Below are 20,279 nucleotides of genomic sequence, written 5' to 3' on the forward strand. Positions count from 1 at the left end.
GACCGACAACCGGCCCGGGTCGATCACGCGTCGACCCGGGCGCAGCGCCCACCGGCAGACGGTTGGCGGGCGGGGCGGTCCGTGCCAGGCTGCATCGCATGACCACGACCCGACCGGCCGAGGCGCTGGCTCAGGCGTACGCCGGAATCACCGCGGTGGTCGGCGACCTGGACGACGCCGGCCTGCAACGAGCCACCCGCTGCCGAGGCTGGCTGGTCGCGGACCTGCTCCTGCACGTGCTCGGCGACGCCCAACGCGCACTTGTCGCACTGGCCAGCCCCGTCGACGGGCCGGCCGACGTCGACGACGTCAGCTACTGGCGCGACTTCCCGTCCGGCGACGACGAGAGCGACAGACACGCCTGGTGGGTCCGCCGATCCGCCGCCGCGTTCGACCGTCCGACCGGGATCGTTCGGCTCTGGCGGGACACCGCCCCGGCCGCGGTCCGCGCCGCCGGGTCAGCCAACCCCGAGGGGTACGTGACCACGCAGGGGCACGTGCTGCGCGTACCCGATTTCCTCGCCACCCTGACCACCGAGGCTGTCGTCCACCACCTGGACCTGATCCCGGAGCTGCCCGAGGCGCCGCCGCCCGGCCCGCTGGCCGCGCGTGTCGCGGTGACCACGATGGAGGGCCTACTCAGCGACGACACGGTGCGCCCCGCCGGCTGGGACGACCAGGACTTCCTGCTGAAGGCCACCGGGCGCGTCCCGCTCACCGATCGGGACCGGGTGGAGCTGGGCGAGTCGGCGGGCTGGTTCCCGCTGCTCGGGTGATCTGCCTCGACTCCGAGCGGCTTTCGCGTGTACTCCGAAGGTGGCCGATCTTGTCGCCTTGCCCGTGGTGCTGCGGAAAGACCTCAGTCGGGCAGGCGGCGGCTCAAAATTTTCTCTGCGGTTTCCGCCTTGCGCGCCAAGGCAACCGGCGCCCCCGCATAGAGCAGGCCGATGATTCTCTCGGCAGGCCCGCATGTTGTTCCGATCGTGTAGATCGATTTATGCGGCCGCACGGAAAGGCCATGGATTCCATGACTCCTGAGAAATACAGCGAAAGCGTCCAGCAGGCGCTGACTTCCCACTAATCTGAATTGCGCGAATTCCGACAGTCGAGGACCTGGCCGTCGATAACTGCCGATCGAGCCATCGCCATCGACGACGCCACGCCAGAAATCGCGCGACTCGTCCAGTCGTTCGCCGAGCGTGCCTTCGTATCTCCCCAGAACGATCATGCGCTCTGCTAAGCGGGTCGAACGCACCGAGAACTGGCACGACCCCTGCGTGGGGTTAGGTTTTGAGATGCTGCTGCTCGAACCCAGGAACGCGCGGAGCAAGACAAGGTGGTCGCGGTCGCGCTGGGCGAGCCCAACGGAGATCTGCGGGAGATGGCCTGCGCGGTACGTCACGCACCCGTCCGCGAAGAGGAATCCGAGCCAGTAACAGGCCTCCGGCGTCAACAGGTCGAACGCCTCGTGCCGAAGCGTGTGAACGACCCGCCGGATTGCTACGCCGCGCCGGACCAATAAGCCCCGCATTCCCGGCTCCGTGAGCCCAAAATTCTTCGCTACCTCTGCCAGGGAGCGGCCCTCGGTATACTGCCTAACCGCCTCGACGCGTTCCGAATCGGTCAACTTGGCAACTGACCGTGCCGGCACGCCCCTCCGGCGCAATAGACCCCGGATTGCCTGCCTGCTGACCCCGTACGAGTAAGCGATGCGAGTGAGGCTCTCGCCCGTTTCCGCACGCTGCACGGCATCCTCGATTTGCGAGGGCGTCAGGCGAAAACTTGTGCCTCTCATCCGATGGCCATGTCCACGAACCGCGACAGGTGTAACTGGGCCGCGACGGTCACGGTGTCGGTTGGTCCATTCCGATGCTTGGCAATTATGAAATCCGCTTCGCCCGCCCGCGGCGACTCCTTGTCGTAGTAGTCGTCACGATGCAGAAGTATGACAACATCGGCATCTTGCTCAATTGATCCCGATTCCCGCAAATCGGACAACTGGGGTCGCTTGTCGGTACGTTGCTCGGGGCCACGGTTCAGCTGACTCACCGCGATCACCGGACACTCGACCTCCTTGGCCAGCAGCTTCAGGCCACGGGACAGGTCGGCGACCTCCTGCTGGCGGCTCTCGGTGCGCTTCGGCGAGGTCATCAGCTGGAGATAGTCGACGACGATCATCTTGAGGTCGTGCCGCTGCTTGAGCCGCCGAGCCTTCGCCCGGATCTCCATCAGGTTCATGCTCGGTGTGTCGTCGACGAAGAGCGGCGCCTCGCTGATCTCACCCATGCACCGGGCCAGCTTGGTCCAGTCGTCGTCGGAGAGCTGCCCGCTGCGCAGCACGTGCAGTGGCACCCGCGCCTCGGCGGAGAGCAGTCGCATGACGATCTCGACCTTGCTCATTTCCAGGGAGAAGATCGCGGCAGCCTGATTGGCGCGAATAGCAGCATTTCGGGCGAAGTCCATGCTCGCCGTGCTGTTGTGCGTAGGAATCATCGCCCGACCGGCCAGATACAGATGATCGTCGTTGTCAACGGTCACGCACCGCACCGGCACGCTGGGGACCGGGCGGACGTCGACGATGAAGCGGGTTCCGGATCGGGCGGTGCCCTCCCCCCGCCGTCGTGCCGCGTGCAGTTCCCGCTTTCGGGCAAGCCCGAAGACCTGGTCCCTGGTCGTGAAGTTCACGTTGTATGCGACCGACGTCTCCGGCTTGCGCCCGTCGACCGCTCTGCGACTGATCGAGCAGCGGTATCCCAGACTGACGATCAGCTCATACACACCGGCAGCCAGTCGCGCTGAGGTGGTGGTGAATTGCGCATTTCCCGTGCCAGTGACAGTCCCGTCGGTGTCGAGCAGCCCTGCGAGCAGGGCTCGGCGCTGCCCTTCAGACGCGCGCAGGTAGGCATCGGGTATGTGCTTGAAGTTCAGCACTCCCGACTCTCGCAGACTTCGTACCAGGGAGGAAGGGCGGTTCCCGCAGGCCGCGCAGCCATTTCGACGCCTGTCGCAGACCGGGCACTTCCTGGGCAGGATCGTGTAGAGGGTCGAGACAGCGCCTGACTGCCTGACCTCGAAGCCATCCTCTTCGATACGCCGCAAAATACCGGGGTCAACGGTCGTGATCCGGCTGTCGGCGCTGCTGCCGTCACCCAACCACGCCCCGAGCGTGTACGGCGGGATCGGGAGGAGTCGATCGGGAAGGCTGAGAGGGGCCGCGTTCGTAACCGCGTGATTGAGGCGACGATCTGCCGTCTCCGTGCGCAGCGTCGCCCGAATCTGCTCGGTCGTCACGACCCCCGGCTGCATGCTGTCACCGGGGTCAGCGGTCCAGCGCTCAACCCGGTGGAGCAATCCTCCAAGGAGCGCACGGGTGGAATACGCACGCGCGGGACGTTTCCCCGGCCTGCCGCGCATCGAGGAGGAAGCCTCCCGCGGCAACTCACGGGCGACCCTTTGGGCTGTGTGTACGAGCTCTGCGCCGGTCGTGCTGGCCAACTCGTTGATGGTGACGGTGTCAGTGGTCGAGGCGGTCGTGGCGACGGCGCGCAGCCGTTCAACGGTCTCCGGGCGCCATTGGTTGCGACGCCTGTCGTCGCCCGCTCTGCGGCTCGCTCGGGTGGTGGTCTTCCACAGATGCTCAGCGTCCGCCACGATGATGGACCCGTCGGAAAACTCAACCTCGTAACAAGGACGGTCGTGACGCACCTCGAAGGCATGGGTGACAGTGGTGGGACGACCGTTCGCGCCGATGAGCCGGTCACCGACCTGTACCTCACCCATCGTGGTCCAGCCATCGGGGGTCGGCAGGGGTGTGTCGAGCGCGAGCGCCTTTCCCAGACCGGGCCGGCCAGCGACAATAATCAACTGTCCGGCGTGCAGGCCGTTGAGCAGTCGGTCCAGGTCGCTGAAGCCGGTCGGTACGCCGGTCATCATCCCGCCCTGCGCGCCCACCGCCTCGATCTCGTCGAGTGTCGGCTGCAACATGTCGGCCAGGATCGCGAAGTCCTCGCTGACCCGCCGTTCGGTGACGTCGTAGACGGCCTGCTGGGCGAGGTCCACGACGTCGTCGACGTCGCGACTGCCGCCACCGGCGGTGCCGTAGCCCAGTTGCACGATCTTGGTGCCGGCCTCGACCAGCCGGCGCAGCACCGCACGTTCGCTGACGATGCGCGCGTAGTAGGCCGCGTTCGCCGCGGTGGGCACGCTGGCGATGAGGGTGTGCAGGTAGGGCGCGCCGCCGATGCGGGCGAGATCGCCGGAGTCGGTCAGGGCGGCGGCCACGGTGATCGGGTCGGCCGGCTCACCCCGGCCGTAGATGTCGAGGATGATGTCGAAGATGGTGGCGTGCACCGGCCGGTAGAAGTCGTTGGTCTTGAGGATCTCGACGACGTCGGCGATGGCGTCCTTGGAGAGCAGCATGCCGCCGAGGACGCACTGCTCCGCGGCGACGTCCTGGGGTGGGGTCTTGTCGAACTGGCCGTCGCGCGGCGCCTGTGGCTGGCCGCCACCGGACCGTGAGTCCGCCCGCCTGTCGTCGGTGACCGACACGGGTCCCCCTCCAGTGCGTCGGATCTGATTCCAGCTCTACCGCTGGGGTCTGACGATTCCGTCCGACCGGGCCGGTCGATCGGGGGCCATCGCGCCGGCGGTCGGGGGCCAACCATACGGACCCCGAGGTCAGAGACTCAACAACGCCGGTGGACGAGCCTCGGGACAACCTGTGGATGCCGGGGGAGATGATGTGCGCAGGGTGTGCACAGCCTGTGGATAACCATTGGGGAATTCTTGGCCTTAGGTCGTTGACCTGGGAAAACATGCTCCCCAGCCTGTGGAGGAGAATATTTCGGTCGGGCCTGTGACACGATCGTCCCGTACTATCTCCAGCGAACGGCTACACCTGGACAGCGGATTCCGCTTTCGGTTCAGAAGGGTCACACTCCGGCCGTGAGTTACCGGGACTGGGGACGCGGGGATGGCAGCCCGCGCGAGCGCCAGCCGACCGCCTCGTGGGGTGAGCGCGCGGCGTCTCTTCCGGTTGATCCGTACGACGAGGACGGTCGCTACCGCACCTCCAGCCGGCGGCGCGCGTTGGACCGCGGCCAGGACGAGCCCGTCGACGCCTACCTGCCCCGGTGGGCGCTGGAGTCGGGTGTTCGGCACGCTGATGGCGGCGGTCGCCACGCGGCACCGGACGACGAGGAAGAGCCCGAACGCGAACCCGAGCGGCCGAGTTCGGGTGCCGGCCGGCGGTCGATCGAGTCGTCTGGCAGCCGGCGGCGGGGCACCGACACGAGTTGGCGGGAGCAGACGGCGATCGGCGCGGCTCCCGAGTCGGACCACACCCGGGAGTGGACGCTCGACCGTCCGCAGGAGCAGGGGTACGCCGGCCGCCGGCGCGCGGACGCCGGGGAGGACGAGCCGGTTTCCGGTGCTGTCCCGGACCGCCGTCCCCGTCGCGCGCCCGCTGGCCGTCCGCAGGTGGTCTGGTCGGGCGGGGATCTGGAGTCCGCTCCGAGCGAGCCGGTGCCGGGCCCGGAGGTGAGCCGTCCCACCCGGCGCAGCCGCCGTGCGGCGGAGGAGTCGTGGTCCCGGCCGGCGGCCGACCCGTGGGCACGTGGGTCGGATCGGGTGGCTGAGCCCGAGCCGTCGTACCCGCCCGCGGTGGATCCGTGGGACGCCTCTGGGGTGCACGGGTGGCCGCCGGGGCCGGGTGCGGACGGCACGGATCTGAGCGAGCAGTGGTCGGCGGTGGAGAGCGTCGGTGGCTGGGAGCGGTCTGATCGCACCGGTCAGTGGGAGCGGTCCGCGATCGAGGACGACAAGTGGGACCAGACACTGCCGCCGCGCTCGGACCGGGGTGCCGCGGCGGAGGGTTGGCCGGCCCGGGACGACGGGTTCTGGTCCGGCACTCGGCTGGCCGGCGATGATCCCCGGTGGACGGATCCGCTGCCGTCCGCGCCCCGATCGCCGGTGGTGGGTTACACGGCTCCGAGGCCGCGCAGCGCCGCGGTGCCGCCGGTGGGTACGCCACGGCGTCGGGCGGATCGGCCGGCCACCGGGACGGCGTCGGTGCGTCGGCGGGTCGAGTCGGCGGCCACGGGCGCCTGGGCTCGCCGCCTGGAGGACGACCTGCTCGACCCGGATCCGGGTGGACCCTTCCGGCCGCTGCTGTACACGGCGGCCTGTTATCTGACGCCGGCGGTGCTGATCTTCGTGTGGTTGTTGACCTTGGACAGTCAGGCGCCCGCTGGTTGTGTGACAGACATCAGCGGGGGTGGGTGCGACTCACCTCGGTCCCGCGCGTTGGAGTCGTTGCTGGCTGGCTCGCCACGCTTCGGGTTGGCGCTGGTGAGCAGTCTGGTGGTGGCGGCGCTGCTGCGTCGGGTGGGCACGACCTGGCGTTCGGCGACCATCGCGCTCGCCGCCGCGGTGGTGGGCGGCGGTCTGTCCACGGTGCTGATCAGCGCGGTGACCGGCCAGCCGATCGGCTGACCGGGGCGCGGGCAGGCCGGGGCGCGCGCCGGGCCGGGCCGCGGGCGAGGGCGGGGCAGGAGCGAGGGCGGACGGCGTACGCACGAGGGCCCGCACCGATCGCTCGGTGCGGGCCCTCGTGGTGGTGTTGCGGACGTCAGCCCTGAAGGACGTTCAGGTTGAACGACGCGGTCACGTCGGGGTGAAGCTTGATCTTCACCGGGTAGGTGCCGGTCGACTTGATGTGACCGGGCACCTCCAGTCGGCGACGGTCGAGGACCGGGCCGCTGGCCGCCTTGACGGCGTCGACGATCTCGGCCGGAGTGACCGAGCCGAAGAGCCGTCCGCCGTCGCCGGCGCGGACCTTCAGGTTGACCTTGAGACCCTCGAGCTGGGCCTTGACCTCGTTGGCGTGGTCGAGGTCCCGGATCTCGCGAGCCCCACGGGCTCGCTTGATGACGGTGACCTGCTTTTCCGCGCCCTTGGTCCAGGCGATCGCGAAGCCCTGCGGCAGCAGGTAGTTACGGCCGTAGCCGTCCTTGACCTCGACGACGTCGCCCGGGGCACCGAGGCCGGACACTTCCTGAGTCAGGATGATCTTCATATCGGTGCCTCCTCTCAGCGGGTGGTGGCCGTGTACGGCAGGAGCGCCATCTCACGGGCGTTCTTGACCGCACGGGCGATCTGGCGCTGCTGCTGCGAGGTAACGCCGGTCACCCGACGAGCGCGGATCTTGCCGCGATCGGAGATGAACTTGCGCAGCAGCGCGGTGTCCTTGTAATCGATGTAGGCGATCCCGTCCTTGTCGAGCGGGTTCACCTTCTTCTTGGGCTTGCGCAGTGCCGCAGCCTTGGCCGTTGCACGTGCTCCTGGTTTGCGATCGCGAGCGCTAGGCGCCATTAGAACGGTGGCTCCTCATCAAAATTGGCGCCCGAACCGGCACGCGCGGGAGAGGGAGAGGGAGCAGCCGAAGCCCAGGGGTCGTCGAAGTTGCCTCCGCCGCCACCCTGACCGCCGCCACCGCCGCCACCGAAGCCGCCGCCACCGCCGCCGGAGCGGGACATCTTCTGCACCTTCGCCGTGGCGTAGCGCAGCGACGGGCCGATCTCGTCGACCTCAAGCTCGATGACAGTGCGCTTCTCACCCTCGCGGGTCTCGTACGACCGCTGACGCAGCCGGCCCGACACGATCACCCGAGCGCCACGCTGCAGCGACTCGGCGACATGCTCGGCGGCCTGCCGCCACACGGTGCATGCGAGGAACAGCGGCTCGCCGTCCTTCCATTCGTTCGACGCCTTGTCCATGAAACGGGGCGTCGAAGCGACTCGGAACTTGGCGACCGCAGCCCCGGAGGGGGTGAACCGCAACTCGGGGTCATCGGTCAGATTGCCGATGACCGTGATGGTGGTGTCTCCTGCCATGACCATCTCCTCGCGCACTCAGCGTCTCGTCGTACAGGCTCGCAGAGCCGTACGACAGAGTCGCGGAGGCTGATCCGGACGAACCGGGGTTGGATGCTCTAGCGCATTTCCGGTCGGATGACCTTGGTGCGCAGCACGGACTCGTTGAGGCGCAGCTGACGGTCCAGCTCGGCCACCGCAGCAGGCGTGGCCTGCAGGTCGATGACGGCGTAGATGCCCTCGGCCTTTTTGTTGATCTCGTACGCGAGGCGCCGACGGCCCCACACGTCGGTCTTCTCAACCGAGCCACCCGCGGTCCGAATCACGTTCAGGTACGTGTCGAGCGACGGTGCGACGGTGCGCTCCTCGAGGCTGGAGTCGAGGATGACCATTAGTTCGTAGTGACGCAAGACGTGCTCACCTCCTGTGGGCTAAGCGGCCACGGTCCTTCCGTGGCAGGAGGTCTTGTGTCGCTGCCCGCACGCGCCGAGGGAACTCGGCCGGACGCGGACAACCGGACCAGGATACCCGGTCCGAACGATCATGCCCGGGGCGGTCGGGTCAGCACCCGGACACGCTGACGGGGGTCCACCGCCCGACCGTTACCGATCGGTGGTGGACCCCCGTCCAACGAGGCCGCGGGGCGTCCCGTCCGCATTCCTTGGGTGGGACCTGGGGAGGAACGACCACACCGATGAGGTTGGACTGGAGACGCCCCGCGGAGCTTTATCGTGTTGTTATCTGACGATACAACAGCTCTCGTACCTTGTCGGAGCAAAAAGCACAAATTTCCCGGATTCTTCGTCGGTCGGAATCCGCCCGACGAGGGGGCCGCCCCCGCCGCGCCGGGCCGCGTGGCGGAGGCAACCTCGCTGTCGGCCGTCGACCCCGGTCGCCGTACGCGGCGCTCGCACCGCCGGCTGACCCGGCTGTGGTCGCCGGTTCAATCCCATCAACGACCGTCGGTCCGAGCGGTGACGTCAACGTCCCACGACACCGCCCCGACCGTCGCGGCGGCGGTCCGGCCCGCGACGTAGGCTCGCTCGCATGCGTATCGGAGCCCACGTCGACTCGACCGACCCGCTGGCGGAGGCGGCCGCCCGGTCCGCCGACACCGTGCAGTTCTTCCTCGCCGACCCTCAGGGGTGGAAGGCGCCCAAGCCCCGGGAAGACGCCGAGCGGCTGCGCGCGGCCGAGGTCGACCTCTACGTGCACGCGCCGTACGTCATAAACGTGGCGACCCTCAACAACCGCATCCGGATTCCGAGCCGGAAGCTGTTGCTCGGGCATGCCACCGCCGCCGCGGCCATCGGCGCCAAGGGCTTGATCGTCCACGGCGGGCACGTCAACGCCGGGGACGACCTGGCCGTCGGCTTCGACAACTGGCGCAAGACCTTCGCGTACGCGGCCGACTCCGGTGGCTTCGGCGTGCCGGTCCTGATCGAGAACACCGCCGGGGGCGACAACGCGTGCGCCCGCCGACTGGACGCGCTCGCCCGACTCTGGGACGCCATCGGCGACCACGAGGTCGGCTTCTGCCTGGACACCTGCCACGCGTACGCGGGCGGCGAGGAGCTGCTCGGGCTCGTCGACCGGGTCAAGGCGATCACCGGACGGATCGACCTGATCCACGCCAACAACTCCAAGGGCGCGTTCAACTCCGGCCAGGACCGGCACGACAACCTGGACGGCGGGACGATCGACCCGGAACTGGTGGTGGCGGTGATTCGGGCGGCCGGGGCGCCGGTGGTCGTCGAGACACCGGGAGGTGTGGCCGGTCAGACCGCCGACATCGACTTCCTCCGTCAGCAGCTCGGGACGGAGAGCCCGGAAGCATGACGACCGGACAGCCCGGGACCGGCGCGGCCCGGCCCGCCCCCACCGGCGCGAAAGCCGAGAACCAACCCGCCACCGCGTCCACGACGGCCAGCCCGACCCAGCCGGCCGACAGCTCGGGCACCGACAGGGCGCCCGAATCCGCCGAGGCATCGGCCGCGACGACCGCGGAAAGCGCCGAGCGGTCCCCGCGCCCGACCGACGACGCGAAGCCCAAAGCGGCGAGGAACGGCAGGCCCACGAACGCCAGCGCCGCCACCGGTGAGATCGAACCCGCTCCCGAGAAGGACACCGCGGCCAAGACCAGCGGTACGGGAAAAGCCAGCGACACGGCCAAGACCAGCGACACAGGCAAAACCAGCGACACGGCCAAGACCAGCGACACAGCCAAGACCAGCGACACAGCCAAGACCAGCGACACAGCCAAAGCCGGCGATACGGGCAAGACCAGCGACACAGCCAAAGCCAGCGATACGGGCAAGACCAGCGACACAGCCAAAGCCAGCGACGCGGCCAAGACCAGCGACACGGGCAAGACCATCGACGCGGCCCAGGACGTCGCCGGTACGGACGCACCGAAGCGCGGCTGGATCAGCCGCCTGACCAAGCGCGGCAAAGCGGCCAAGGGGGACAGCGCCAAGGCCGGCGCCGTCAAGGTCGGCGACCCGGTCAAGGACGGTGACCCGGTCAAGGACGGCGACTCGAAGGACGGCGACTCGAAGGACGACGCGGCCACGAGCGGTGGCACGGCCAAGAGCGCGAAGGCGAGCGACGCCAACGGTCCGGATGGCGAGGCCAAGCCGGCCGACCCGGATCGCTGGGAGGCGTTCGCTTCCGCTCCGGAGCCGAAACCGTCAATCGTGAGCCGGGCCAGCCGGGCCGTCGGCCGCTTCCTGATCCACGAGTGGACGCTCGCCGCCCTCGGCTCGCTGGCGCTGGCCGTGCTGATGACCTGGCCGACGTTGCGCTACCCGCGTTACACACTCCCGCAGGACTACTGGGACCCGAGCCTGCAGGCCTGGCAGATGGCCTGGTCCGGGCACATCCTGCTGACCGACCCGGCGCACCTGTGGCAGTCCAACACGTTCTTCCCCGAGCTGTGGAGCTTCGCGTTCTCCGACACACTGCTCGGGTACGCCCCGGCCGGGATGCTCGGCAGCGGCCCCGAGGACGCGATTCTTCGCTACAACATCATGTTCGTGCTGGCGCACGCGCTCGCCACGTTCGGGGCGTACGCCCTGGCTCGGCAGTTGGGCGCCGGTCGGATCGGTGCCGCCGTCGCCGGTGTCACCTACACCTACGCGCCGTGGTTGCTGTCCCAGGCCGGGCACCTGCACGTGCTTTCCAACGGCGGGATTCCGCTGGCGTTTGCGATGTTGGCGCGCGGGCACGGCTGGTCTCTGCGGCACGGTTACCGCCCCGAGCGGCGGCACGACGGTTGGGTCTACGGCGGCTGGCTGGTGGCGGCCTGGCAGCTCAGCCTCGGCTTCGGCATCGGGCTGCCGTTCGCGTACTTCCTGGGTGGCGCGGTGCTTGTCGCCGTCGTCCTCTTCTTCGTACGGCGGCTGCGCACCCGCCAGGCCGTGCCCTTCGGTCGTCGGTTGTTCGTCGCGAACGTGCTCGGTGGGGTGTTGTTCGCCGGTGTGGGTGTGCTCCTGGCGCTCCCGTTCTTCCGGGTCACCGAGCTGCACCCGTACGCCGAGCGCACCATCGACGACGTCAGCGTCTTCTCGCCGCCGGCGTCGGGTTTCGTGACGTCACCCGCGGAGTCGTTGATCTGGGGTGGGCTGCACAAGGGCGCCCGTGCGGCGCTGCCGTGGCACCCGGAGATGACGCTGTTGCCGGGCTACGTGCTCTACGCGCTCGCCCTGGGTGGGCTGTTCTTCTCGGTCTGGCGGCTGCGGCACCGACTGCTGCTGCTCACCGGGGTGTTGGTGACGATGGCCTTCGCGATGGGCACCCGGTTCTTCGACGGCACCTTCACCTACGTGCCGCTCTTCGAGCACGTGCCGGGCTGGAGTGCTCTGCGTACCCCCGGTCGGTTGATGTTGTGGACCACGTTGTTGTTGGGCCTGCTCGCGGCGGGAGCGGTCACCGCGCTCACCGATCGGGTCCGCGAGCTGACCGCGCAGCGGATCCCGTCGTGGCCGGGGCCGTGGCTGCGGATGGCCACGTTGCTGCCGCTGCTGTTGGTGACCGTCGAGGGGCTGAACAACACCCCGCACCCGGTGGTGCCGACTCAGCCGGCCGCGCTGCGGGCGGCCGAGGGGCCTCTGCTGGTGCTGCCCAGCAGTCAGAACCTGGACCAGCACGTGATGCTCTGGTCGACCAGCGGGTTCCCCGATGTGGTCAACGGCGGCAGCGGCTTCACGCCCCGTCAGCTTGACGACGTCCGTCGGGTGAGTCAGTCGTTCCCCAACCAGACGAGCGTCGACTACCTGCGCACGCTCGGCGTCCGGACGGTGGTGCTGCTGCGCGGCCAGGTGGCCGGCACGCCGTGGGAGATCACCATCGACGCGCCTGTCGAGTCGCTCGGCATCACCCGGCAGGAAGTCGGCGACGCTGTCGTCTATCGCCTGTGACGCTTTGGGGCGGGTTTTCGGGGGAGCCCCAACCGGCTCCAGGCGGCTCCCCCGAAACTCCTGACGTGGTGTGGGCCGAGTTCGGCCCGACTGTCAGGTGGCCGCGGCGGGCTCGGGTTCGGGTTCGTTTGTCGTCGGGCGGCGGCGCCAGCGGTCCAGCCACGGCGCATCCGGTGCGCCGTCGAGGACGCCGCCGTCCGGGTCGTCCGAGTAGGTGGCCCGCACGGCGTCCCGCTCGGGGTGCAGGATCTCCTTGACCACAAGCACGCAGAGCACCACCACTGTGGTCAGCCGCAACGTCGAGGCCAGCACGAACACCCCCTCCGGGAAGACCGGGCGGCTGGTCGCCGCGCCGAGCAGCTCACCGTAGAAGGCGACGAAGTAGCAGACCTCGGCGATCTGCCAGGCCAGGAAGGCTCCCCACTTCGGCCGGGCCAGCACCACGAGCGGCAGGAGCCACAGCACGAACTGCTGCGACCAGACCTTGCTGAAGATGAGGAACGCCGCGACGACCAGGAAGGCGAGCTGGCCCAGCCGCGGTCGGCGCGGTGCCCGCAACGCCAGCACGGCCACCCCGAGGCAGGCCAGCCCGAACAGCGCGTACGAGATGTTGTTGAGGGTGGGGATGTTGGCGTTCAGCCACTCGAACGGGCCGAGCTGGCCGGGGTCGTTGCCGACCTTGCCGTCCAGGTAGCGCCCGATGTACCAGAGGGTGCCCCAGTCGATCGGCCGGGTGGTGTTCAGCTCGAAGAACCGGTCCCAGTTGTCCGGGTAGGCCCGTGCGGCGGGCAGGTTCACCAGCACCACGGCGGCGACCGCCGTGCCGACGGCGGTGAGTGCGGCACGGAGCCGGCCGGCCCGTAGTCCGAGGACGAGGATCGGCCCGAGCACGAACAGCGGCCACAGTTTCGCCGCGCCGGCCAGCCCGAGCAGGACACCGGCGACCGCAGGTCGTTTTCGGGCCCAGGCCAGCAGGCCGAAGGCGGCCAGCCCGATGGCCAGCAGGTCCCAGTTGACGGTGGCGGTGAGCACCAGCGCCGGGGCGAGTGCGAACAACGCGGCGTCCCAGGGTCGTCTGCGGCGCAGCGCCAGGATCACCGCCACCGTGGCGACCGCGAGCGCGCCGAGCACGAGCGCGTTGAGGTTGTAGAACCACTGGCCCTGGTTGATGCTCGGGTCGCCGTCACCCACGGCGTGCACCGGCAGGCCCAGCGCGCCCATGAAGTAGCCGGTCAGTACTGGGTACTCCACGGGGTGGTCACGGTAGGGAACCTTGCCCTCGTTGAGCCCTTCGGCGTAGTACAGGGCGAGGACGTCGGTGTAGCAGAACCGGTTGTACTGGACGTTGTTCTGCCAGGCGCCGTCCTGGCAGGGCGACTTCTGCACCCAGTGCAGCGCGAGGGTGAGGCAGGCCAGGGCCAGCACGATCCGGACGGCGGTCCAGAAGCGTCGCTCCTGGCCGGCTGGCCGGTCCAGCGCTGTCGCGTGGTCGCCCAGTGGGCCGCCGATGGCGCCGGAGAGGCCGCGGACGAACCCGTCGGACCGGGACGGGTGGTCGGTGGTTCCGGCGTCGTCGATGCCGGGCGTCGACTGGGTGCTCATGAAAAGGCATCCTGCCGTATGACCGGGGTACCCGTCCTGTCCCGACGCGGAGAGATCTGGGTACGGAAACGCCGCCGCCGGCCGAACAGGTCGTCCGGCCGGCGGCGGCGTCGTGTGGAGCTGGGGGTCAGTCCCGGTTGGGCGGTACGCCGGGCAGCAGTCCGCCACCACCACCACCACCGCCGCCCGGGCCACCAGGCCCGCCGGGATTACCACCGGGATTACCACCCGGATTGCCGCCGGGGTTACCACCCGGGTTGCCGCCGGGGACCGTGCAGAACGGGTCGGTCAGCGGGTCGCAGGGAACACCCGGTTGACCCGGGAGACCGGGCAGACCCGGGAGGGTCGGCGGCGGCTCCTTGCCGTTGCCCTTCGTGACGTCACCCTCGCCGGTGACGTTGGGCAGGGGGATCTCCTCCAGGCCCTTGAGCGCGGTGTTCATGTACTTCTCCCAGATCGGGCCGGGGAGCGTCGAACCACCGATGTCCTTGCCGCTGGCGAGCCGGATCTCCGGATGCTTCGGGTCGCGGCTGCCCACCCACACCGCTGTGGCGTTCTGCGGGGTGTAGCCCACCGTCCAGGCGTGCGAGTTGTCGTCCTTGTCGTACTCCCAGGTGCCGGTCTTGGCGGCGGCCTGGCGGCCGTTCTCCAGGGAGATGCTGTTGACGCGCGGGATCTGCTTCAGGACACCTGTCACCTCGTCGGTGACCTTCTTGGGGATCCGCTGATCCACCTTGATGCGCTCGCTGCCGACGACCTTCCACTTGCCGGTGTCCTTGTCCTGCTGCTCCACCTTGATGACGAAGTGAGCCTTGATGTACTTGCCGTCGTTGGCGAAGGTGGCCAAAGCGTTGGCGTGGTCGAACACGGTGATCGGGTACTTGCCGAAACCGGTGTACTGGTCGAACGGGTTCGGCCCCTTCTTCGACAGGTCGAAGGCCTGCGGCGGGTCGACGCCCCACATGGTGGTCACGCCGGCCTTCCGGGCCATGTCGACGACCTTGTCCGCGCCGAGCGTGTCGGCGACCCAGTAGAAGGGCACGTTGTACGACTGGATCGTCGACTCTTCGAGGGTGCAGTACTTGCCGCACTTGAGGTTGGTACGGCCGGCGTTGCCGATCGTGTCCCTGGACTCCTTGGGCTTGTACGGCGTCGGGTCCCAGTGCGACTTGACCGAGATGCCCGCCTCGATGGCGGCGGCCAGGGTGTACACCTTCATCGACGAGCCCGGCTGGTGGCCACCGGTCAGGTCGCCGTTCTTGTCGGTGTTCTTGCCGGCGTAGTCGAAGTCGGCGCCGCTGTCACCGCCGTAGTAGGCGAGCACGCGACCCTTCGACGGGTCGATCGACACCACCGCGGCCATCAGGTTCTTCGGCTGGTCGTTGAGCTCGGAGCCCTTCTTGGACTGCATCGCCGTGTTCTCGGCGGCGGTCTGCAGCTTCGGGTCGATGGTGGTGGTGATCCGGTAGCCGTCGTCGCGCAGCGCGTCCACGCAACTCCTCTTGCCCTCCGCGCCGTTGTCGGAGCAGAGGCCCATCGCGTCCATCTCTTCGCGGACGTAGTTGATGACGTTGCCCCGTGGGCTGTCGACACCGAACCCGTTCCCGCCCTTCTTCGGCGGCAGCACCTTCGGGTACTCGGTCGGCGACGCGGGCTCCCCCGCGGCGTCGACCCAGCCTTCCTTCTTCATGCCGCCGATCACGTAGTCCCACCGCGACTTGGCGTCGGGCAGGTTGACCGCGGGGTCGAAGCCCTGGTGGGTCTTGCTCGGCTGCGGCTGTTTGATGACCGCCGCGAGCACGGCGCCCTCACCCACGGACAGGTCCTTCGCCGCCTTGCCGAAGTACGTCTGTGCCGCGGCCTCGATGCCGTAGGCACCGCGTCCGAAGTAGATGACGTTGAGGTAGTGCTGCATGATCTCCGGCTTGTCGTACTGCTCGCTCAGCTTGGAGGCGAGGATGGCCTCCTTCACCTTCCGGCCGTACGAGTCGTCCTGGAGATTCTCGAACGCGTTGCGGGCGTACTGCTGGGTGATGGTCGAGGCGCCCTGCTTGTCGCCACCGGAGATGTTGTTCCATCCGGCCCGGACGATGCCCTTGTAGTCGACGCCGGAGTGCCGGTAGAAGTTGCGGTCCTCGGCGGCAGCCACCGCGTGCTGCACGTGCACCGGGATCTGGTCGATGGTGACGAAGGTGCGGTTCTCGCTGCCCAGCTTGGCCAACTGCGTCTTGCCGTCCTTGGCGTAGACGGTGGTGGACAGCGGCAGCGGCAACTCGTTGGGCATGACCACGTTCGTCGAGTAGTAGGTGAACCCGACCACGCCGACACCGGCCAGCATGATGAAGATCGCGACTCCGGCGATCAGCAGGTTCATCCGCTTGCGCTTCTTCGACCGCGCCGCACCCGCGCCGCCCGCACCACGACCGCCCCGGCCCGGGCCGTTGGGTCCACCGGGACCGTTGGGTCCACCCGGCCCACCTGGCCCACCGGAGACCGGGGAGACACTCGCTCGGGCGACCGCCGCCCGGCCACCCACCGACGCGGAGCCGACGCTGGCGCGGCCCGCCGAGGCGGATCCCACCGAGGCGGCACCGACCACCGCCCGACCCGCGGGCGCTCCGGGTGCCGGGGACACCGGCACCGAGGCCCGTCCGGCGCCGGCCCGTCCGGCGCCAGCGCGGCCGGCGGCCGCTCCGGGTGCCGGCGACACCGGCACGGAGGCACGTCCCGGTCGGCCCGGGGCTGCCGAGCCCACCGAGGCGGATCCGGCCGCCGCGCCACCGCGCGGTGGCACCGAGGCCGATCCGCCGACCGTGGCCCGCCCACCGGCGGCCGGCGGCGTCACCGAGGCGCGACCCGGTGTTGCCGCTCCGCCCTCCGAAGCCGACCAGCCACCTCCGCGGGAGTCACCGCCGGGCCGGCGGTACGCGTCGTCCGCGCCCGCCCCGGAGTCGCCCGCCGGGCCCGGGTACTGGGCCCGTCCGCGCGCAGAACTGGGATCGCCGTACGAGTTCATTCCTCACACCCTGCCGGTCGCGGTGGGGCGCGACTGCGCCGCCACCGGGTTGCCGTGAGTTGCTTCACCCGGGACAGCGGCACGGGGGTGCCGCCTCGCCGAAGTCAATGCCGTATCAATCGGGCCAATCGGACTATCGAGCGATTGGCCGTCCCGGGTTCTGTCGATGGCCCCGGGGCCGGTCCAACCAGCTGCGATCACCGTTGCGCCTCTCGCCTCCGCCGACCTACACCGTCGACGGCCGCCACACTCTGCTCGCCGGTGCCGTCGCTGTCGCCGGTCAGACCGTCCCGGCCGAGCAGGTACTGCTCGACGAGATGGTTCCAGTCGCAGCCGAGGCACACCTCCACCACAAAGACCTGGAACTCACGCAGCGTCATCGCCAACACGGGCAACTCGGTAAGTGTCCGTGCCTGCCCGGCGGACTGCTTGAGCTCGTCGCCGTAAATGTAGTGGACGAGGGTCAGGTTTTCACTGCGGCAGATCGGGCAGCGCCGGTCGGTCGGCTCGCCGTGGAACCGGGCGGCGTTCTTCAGGTACGGCGACGCGTCGCAGACGTCGTACGTGCCGACCCGGCCGGCCAGGAGCTCACGCAGCACTGCTCGCTTCTGAAGCGAGTAGTCCACGACCTGGCGCTGCGTACGCATGCGGAGAAGGGTACGCGGTCCGGCCCGAGCAGGCGACCATGCTCACGATCCGTGACGAGGACGTCTCGGATCGGGGGTTTGCCCTGGCCGGCGCGACCCGCTAACGTGCGATGTATCGGTCCGATACATCGCGGCGGTTACCGCTCCACGCCGGAGGGGAAAAGAGAGGGTGGCCAGTGCTCGAGTTCGCCATCCTCGGCCTCCTGCAGGAGTCTCCGATGCATGGCTATGAGCTGCGCAAGGAGCTGACCGCCAAACTCGGCGCGATCCGGGCGGCGATCAGCTACGGCTCGCTCTACCCGACCCTACGCAGGCTCCAGGCGGCGGGTTGGATCACCGAAGCTGCTGAGACACCCGCCACTGCCGAGGAGGTTCCCGCGCTGACCAGCCGACGAGGTCGGGTGGTCTACAAAATCACCGCGGACGGCAAGGAACGCTTCGCCCAGCTGATCGCACAGGCCGGGCCCGAGACGTACGACGACACGGGCTTCGGGGTGCACTTCGCGTTCTTCGCCCGTACCGACCAGGCGACCCGACTGCGCATTCTGGAGGGTCGCCGCCGCAAGATCGAGGAGCGTCGCGAAGGGCTTCGCGACGTGCTGGGCCGGGCAGCCGAGCGCCTCGACGCTTACACCTTGGAACTACAGCGCCACGGCCTTGACGCCTGTGAGCGCGAGGTCCGCTGGCTGGAGGAGCTCATCGCCAACGAGCGCTCCGGCCGAGCCCCGACGGTCCCGGACATCGGGACGGCCGGCGGCCGACGAGAAGACAACAGCCCGCCTCCGCCTGGAGAGACCAGGAATGAGCGGCCGTGACAGAAAAGAAGGAGGCAGACGCTATGGGCTCCGTCCGCGTCGCCATCGTCGGTGTGGGTAACTGCGCCTCGTCCCTGGTTCAGGGCGTCGAGTACTACCGGAACGCCAACCCGAACGACCGCGTCCCGGGTCTCATGCACGTCGCCTTCGGCGACTACCACGTCAACACCGTGGAGTTCGTCGCGGCGTTCGACGTGGACGCCAAGAAGGTGGGCATGGACCTCGCGGAGGCGATCGTCGCCAGCGAGAACAACACCATCAAGCTCTGCGACGTGCCGCCGACCGGCGTCAGCGTGCAGCGCGGTCCGACCTTCGACGGTCTGGGCCAGTACTACCGCGAGATCGTCGAGGAGTCCGACGCCACCCCGGTCGACGTGGCGCAGGCGCTGCGCGACGCGCAGGTCGACGTCGTCGTCTGCTACCTCCCGGTCGGCTCCGAGCAGGCCGCCAAGTTCTACGCCCAGGCCGCGATCGACGCCGGCTGCGCGTTCGTCAACGCCCTGCCGGTCTTCATCGCCTCCGACCCGGAGTGGGCCCAGAAGTTCACCGACGCGGGCCTGCCGATCGTCGGCGACGACATCAAGAGCCAGGTCGGCGCCACCATCGTGCACCGCGCGCTGGCGAAGCTCTTCGAGGACCGCGGCGTCGAGCTGCTGCGCACGTACCAGCTCAACTTCGGCGGCAACATGGACTTCATGAACATGCTGGAGCGCAAGCGGCTGGTCTCGAAGAAGATCTCGAAGACCCAGTCGGTCACCTCGCAGATCCCGCACGAGATGAGCAAGAGCGACGTGCACATCGGCCCGTCGGACCACGTGCCGTGGCTGGACGACCGCAAGTGGGCGTACATCCGCCTGGAGGGCCGTTCGTTCGGTGACACCCCGCTGAACGCCGAGCTGAAGCTCGAGGTGTGGGACTCGCCGAACTCGGCCGGCGTCATCATCGACGCGGTCCGCGCCGCGAAGATCGCGCTGGACCGGAAGATCGGCGGCCCGATCCTGTCGGCCTCGTCGTACTTCATGAAGTCCCCGCCGGTGCAGTACGCCGACCACGACGCCCACCAGGCCGTCGAGGAGTTCATCGCCGGCGAGGTCGAGCGCTGACCCGCTGAGCGGCAAGCACGGCCGAGGGCCGGGTCCGTCGGGACCCGGCCCTCGCCGCGTCCAGCTCGACATCTCACCGGTACGCGACAGATTGGTGATCCCTGCCACCGACTTCGGGACAGCAGACGGCCGTCGCCCCGTCCGACACTTGGATCATGCAAGAGATGACAGGCACGGCAACACACCGGGGAGGCCCGGCCCGACCGCCGCGACCCCGAATCGTCACCGTCTCCTGCCTGCTGCTGGCGCTGGCCGCCGTCGCGGAGTTGGCGGTGCTGCCGCTCACCTACTGGCATCAGGCGTTCTTCGAAACCGCCGCCGAGTCCTTCGAACCCGAGAGCGGGGTGGCCTTCGCGGCCGTGGGCAGCGTCGCCGTACTGGGGGCCGACCTGTTGACCGCGGTGCTGGCGATCGGCCTCCTCGTGCTGAGCGCCGTCAACGCCGTCGGCGTGAACGGGGCACGGATCGCCTCCTGGGTGGCGGCACCCCTTTTCGCGTGCTGCGCCACGGTCGGCGTGGCCCGGTCACCGCGACCGCTCTCGTTCATGTACTCCGACGAGAACCTGGACCGGATCACCGCCCTGGCCCGGGACCGCATGCCGGAGTGGTTGGAACCCCTGCTGTTCATCCTGGGCGTGGGCGCGCCATTGGCGGTGACCGTCGCGCTGGTGCTGCTGGCCCTGCCGTCGGCAAACGCGTTCTTCCGGCGGTGGGGGGTCGACCCCGCCTACCCCGAGGTCAGCGTGCCGATGGTTTCCGAAGGTGAACCCATCGGCCGCCCGGACTCGCCATCCGGCAGAGAGTGAC

The 20,279-nt window shown here is 69.1% G+C and carries 16 protein-coding genes; 7 read left to right on the top strand and 9 right to left on the bottom strand.

The features are described 5' to 3' along the window. The first annotated feature begins 98 nt into the window (after positions 1-98). On the top strand, positions 99-776 hold the full coding sequence (locus ACGFH8_RS07610; protein ID WP_393364988.1) for a maleylpyruvate isomerase N-terminal domain-containing protein: 678 nt from the start codon (positions 99-101) through the stop codon (positions 774-776). A gap of 83 nt (positions 777-859) precedes the next feature. Here the strand turns inward: ACGFH8_RS07610 and ACGFH8_RS07615 are convergent, their stop codons facing one another. Together ACGFH8_RS07615 and dnaB are read right to left on the bottom strand one after the other, a co-directional pair. Then, on the bottom strand, positions 860-1,531 hold the full coding sequence (locus ACGFH8_RS07615) for a hypothetical protein (protein ID WP_393364991.1): 672 nt from the start codon (positions 1,529-1,531) through the stop codon (positions 860-862). Positions 1,532-1,791: 260 nt separating this feature from the next. Next, positions 1,792-4,548, bottom strand: coding sequence for a replicative DNA helicase (gene dnaB, locus ACGFH8_RS07620; RefSeq protein ID WP_393364994.1), 2,757 nt, complete (start codon positions 4,546-4,548; stop codon positions 1,792-1,794). A gap of 396 nt (positions 4,549-4,944) precedes the next feature. On the opposite strand from dnaB, the gene ACGFH8_RS07625 reads away from it, so the two are divergent. Continuing rightward, the gene (locus ACGFH8_RS07625; RefSeq protein WP_393364997.1) at positions 4,945-6,492 is read left to right on the top strand and encodes a hypothetical protein; all 1,548 of its coding nucleotides are present in this window, start codon (positions 4,945-4,947) and stop codon (positions 6,490-6,492) included. A gap of 136 nt (positions 6,493-6,628) precedes the next feature. Here the strand turns inward: ACGFH8_RS07625 and rplI are convergent, their stop codons facing one another. The 4 genes from rplI to rpsF all read right to left on the bottom strand — a co-directional run bounded on the left by rplI (position 6,629) and on the right by rpsF (position 8,281). Beyond that, entirely contained in the window at positions 6,629-7,075 is a 447-nt protein-coding gene (gene rplI, locus ACGFH8_RS07630) for a 50S ribosomal protein L9 (RefSeq protein ID WP_357242916.1), read from the bottom strand. A 14-nt stretch (positions 7,076-7,089) separates the two neighbouring features. Beyond that, positions 7,090-7,371 carry a 30S ribosomal protein S18 gene (gene rpsR / locus ACGFH8_RS07635; RefSeq protein WP_051723758.1) on the bottom strand — a complete coding sequence of 94 codons (282 nt, stop codon included), beginning with the start codon at positions 7,369-7,371 and terminating at the stop codon, positions 7,090-7,092. Then, positions 7,371-7,910, bottom strand: a complete 540-nt coding sequence (locus ACGFH8_RS07640) for a single-stranded DNA-binding protein (protein ID WP_030487687.1) — start codon at positions 7,908-7,910, stop codon at positions 7,371-7,373. The genes rpsR and ACGFH8_RS07640 overlap by 1 nt, the downstream gene beginning before the upstream one ends. A gap of 80 nt (positions 7,911-7,990) precedes the next feature. Next, on the bottom strand, positions 7,991-8,281 hold the full coding sequence (gene rpsF, locus ACGFH8_RS07645; protein WP_036391391.1) for a 30S ribosomal protein S6: 291 nt from the start codon (positions 8,279-8,281) through the stop codon (positions 7,991-7,993). A 637-nt stretch (positions 8,282-8,918) separates the two neighbouring features. Here rpsF and ACGFH8_RS07650 point away from each other — a divergent pair. Both ACGFH8_RS07650 and ACGFH8_RS07655 read left to right on the top strand, forming a co-directional pair. After that, on the top strand, positions 8,919-9,710 hold the full coding sequence (locus tag ACGFH8_RS07650) for a deoxyribonuclease IV (protein ID WP_393365002.1): 792 nt from the start codon (positions 8,919-8,921) through the stop codon (positions 9,708-9,710). Continuing rightward, positions 9,707-12,289: a hypothetical protein gene (locus ACGFH8_RS07655; protein ID WP_393365005.1), complete on the top strand. Its 2,583-nt coding sequence runs from the start codon at positions 9,707-9,709 to the stop codon at positions 12,287-12,289. The genes ACGFH8_RS07650 and ACGFH8_RS07655 overlap by 4 nt, the downstream gene beginning before the upstream one ends. Positions 12,290-12,382: 93 nt before the next feature. Here ACGFH8_RS07655 and ACGFH8_RS07660 read toward each other — a convergent pair whose 3' ends face one another. From ACGFH8_RS07660 to ACGFH8_RS07670, 3 genes are all read right to left on the bottom strand, one after another. Further along, entirely contained in the window at positions 12,383-13,891 is a 1,509-nt protein-coding gene (locus ACGFH8_RS07660) for a glycosyltransferase family 87 protein (RefSeq protein ID WP_393365007.1), read from the bottom strand. 127 nt (positions 13,892-14,018) lie between these two features. Beyond that, positions 14,019-16,907, bottom strand: a complete 2,889-nt coding sequence (locus ACGFH8_RS07665) for a transglycosylase domain-containing protein (RefSeq protein WP_393365010.1) — start codon at positions 16,905-16,907, stop codon at positions 14,019-14,021. Between the two features lie 197 nt (positions 16,908-17,104). Continuing rightward, positions 17,105-17,554, bottom strand: coding sequence for a DUF5318 domain-containing protein (locus ACGFH8_RS07670; RefSeq protein ID WP_393365013.1), 450 nt, complete (start codon positions 17,552-17,554; stop codon positions 17,105-17,107). Positions 17,555-17,730: 176 nt separating this feature from the next. Between ACGFH8_RS07670 and ACGFH8_RS07675 the strand changes: the two genes are divergently transcribed. The 3 genes from ACGFH8_RS07675 (at position 17,731) to ACGFH8_RS07685 (ending at position 20,278) form a co-directional block, all read left to right on the top strand. Further along, on the top strand, positions 17,731-18,369 hold the full coding sequence (locus ACGFH8_RS07675) for a PadR family transcriptional regulator (RefSeq protein ID WP_393365016.1): 639 nt from the start codon (positions 17,731-17,733) through the stop codon (positions 18,367-18,369). A 23-nt stretch (positions 18,370-18,392) separates the two neighbouring features. Then, on the top strand, positions 18,393-19,472 hold the full coding sequence (locus ACGFH8_RS07680; protein ID WP_393365019.1) for an inositol-3-phosphate synthase: 1,080 nt from the start codon (positions 18,393-18,395) through the stop codon (positions 19,470-19,472). Between the two features lie 164 nt (positions 19,473-19,636). Beyond that, positions 19,637-20,278, top strand: coding sequence for a hypothetical protein (locus ACGFH8_RS07685; RefSeq protein ID WP_393365022.1), 642 nt, complete (start codon positions 19,637-19,639; stop codon positions 20,276-20,278). The last annotated feature ends 1 nt before the right edge of the window (position 20,279 follow it).

The sequence above is a fragment of the Micromonospora sp. NPDC049175 genome (genome assembly GCF_043197345.1).
Taxonomy (GTDB): domain Bacteria; phylum Actinomycetota; class Actinomycetes; order Mycobacteriales; family Micromonosporaceae; genus Micromonospora.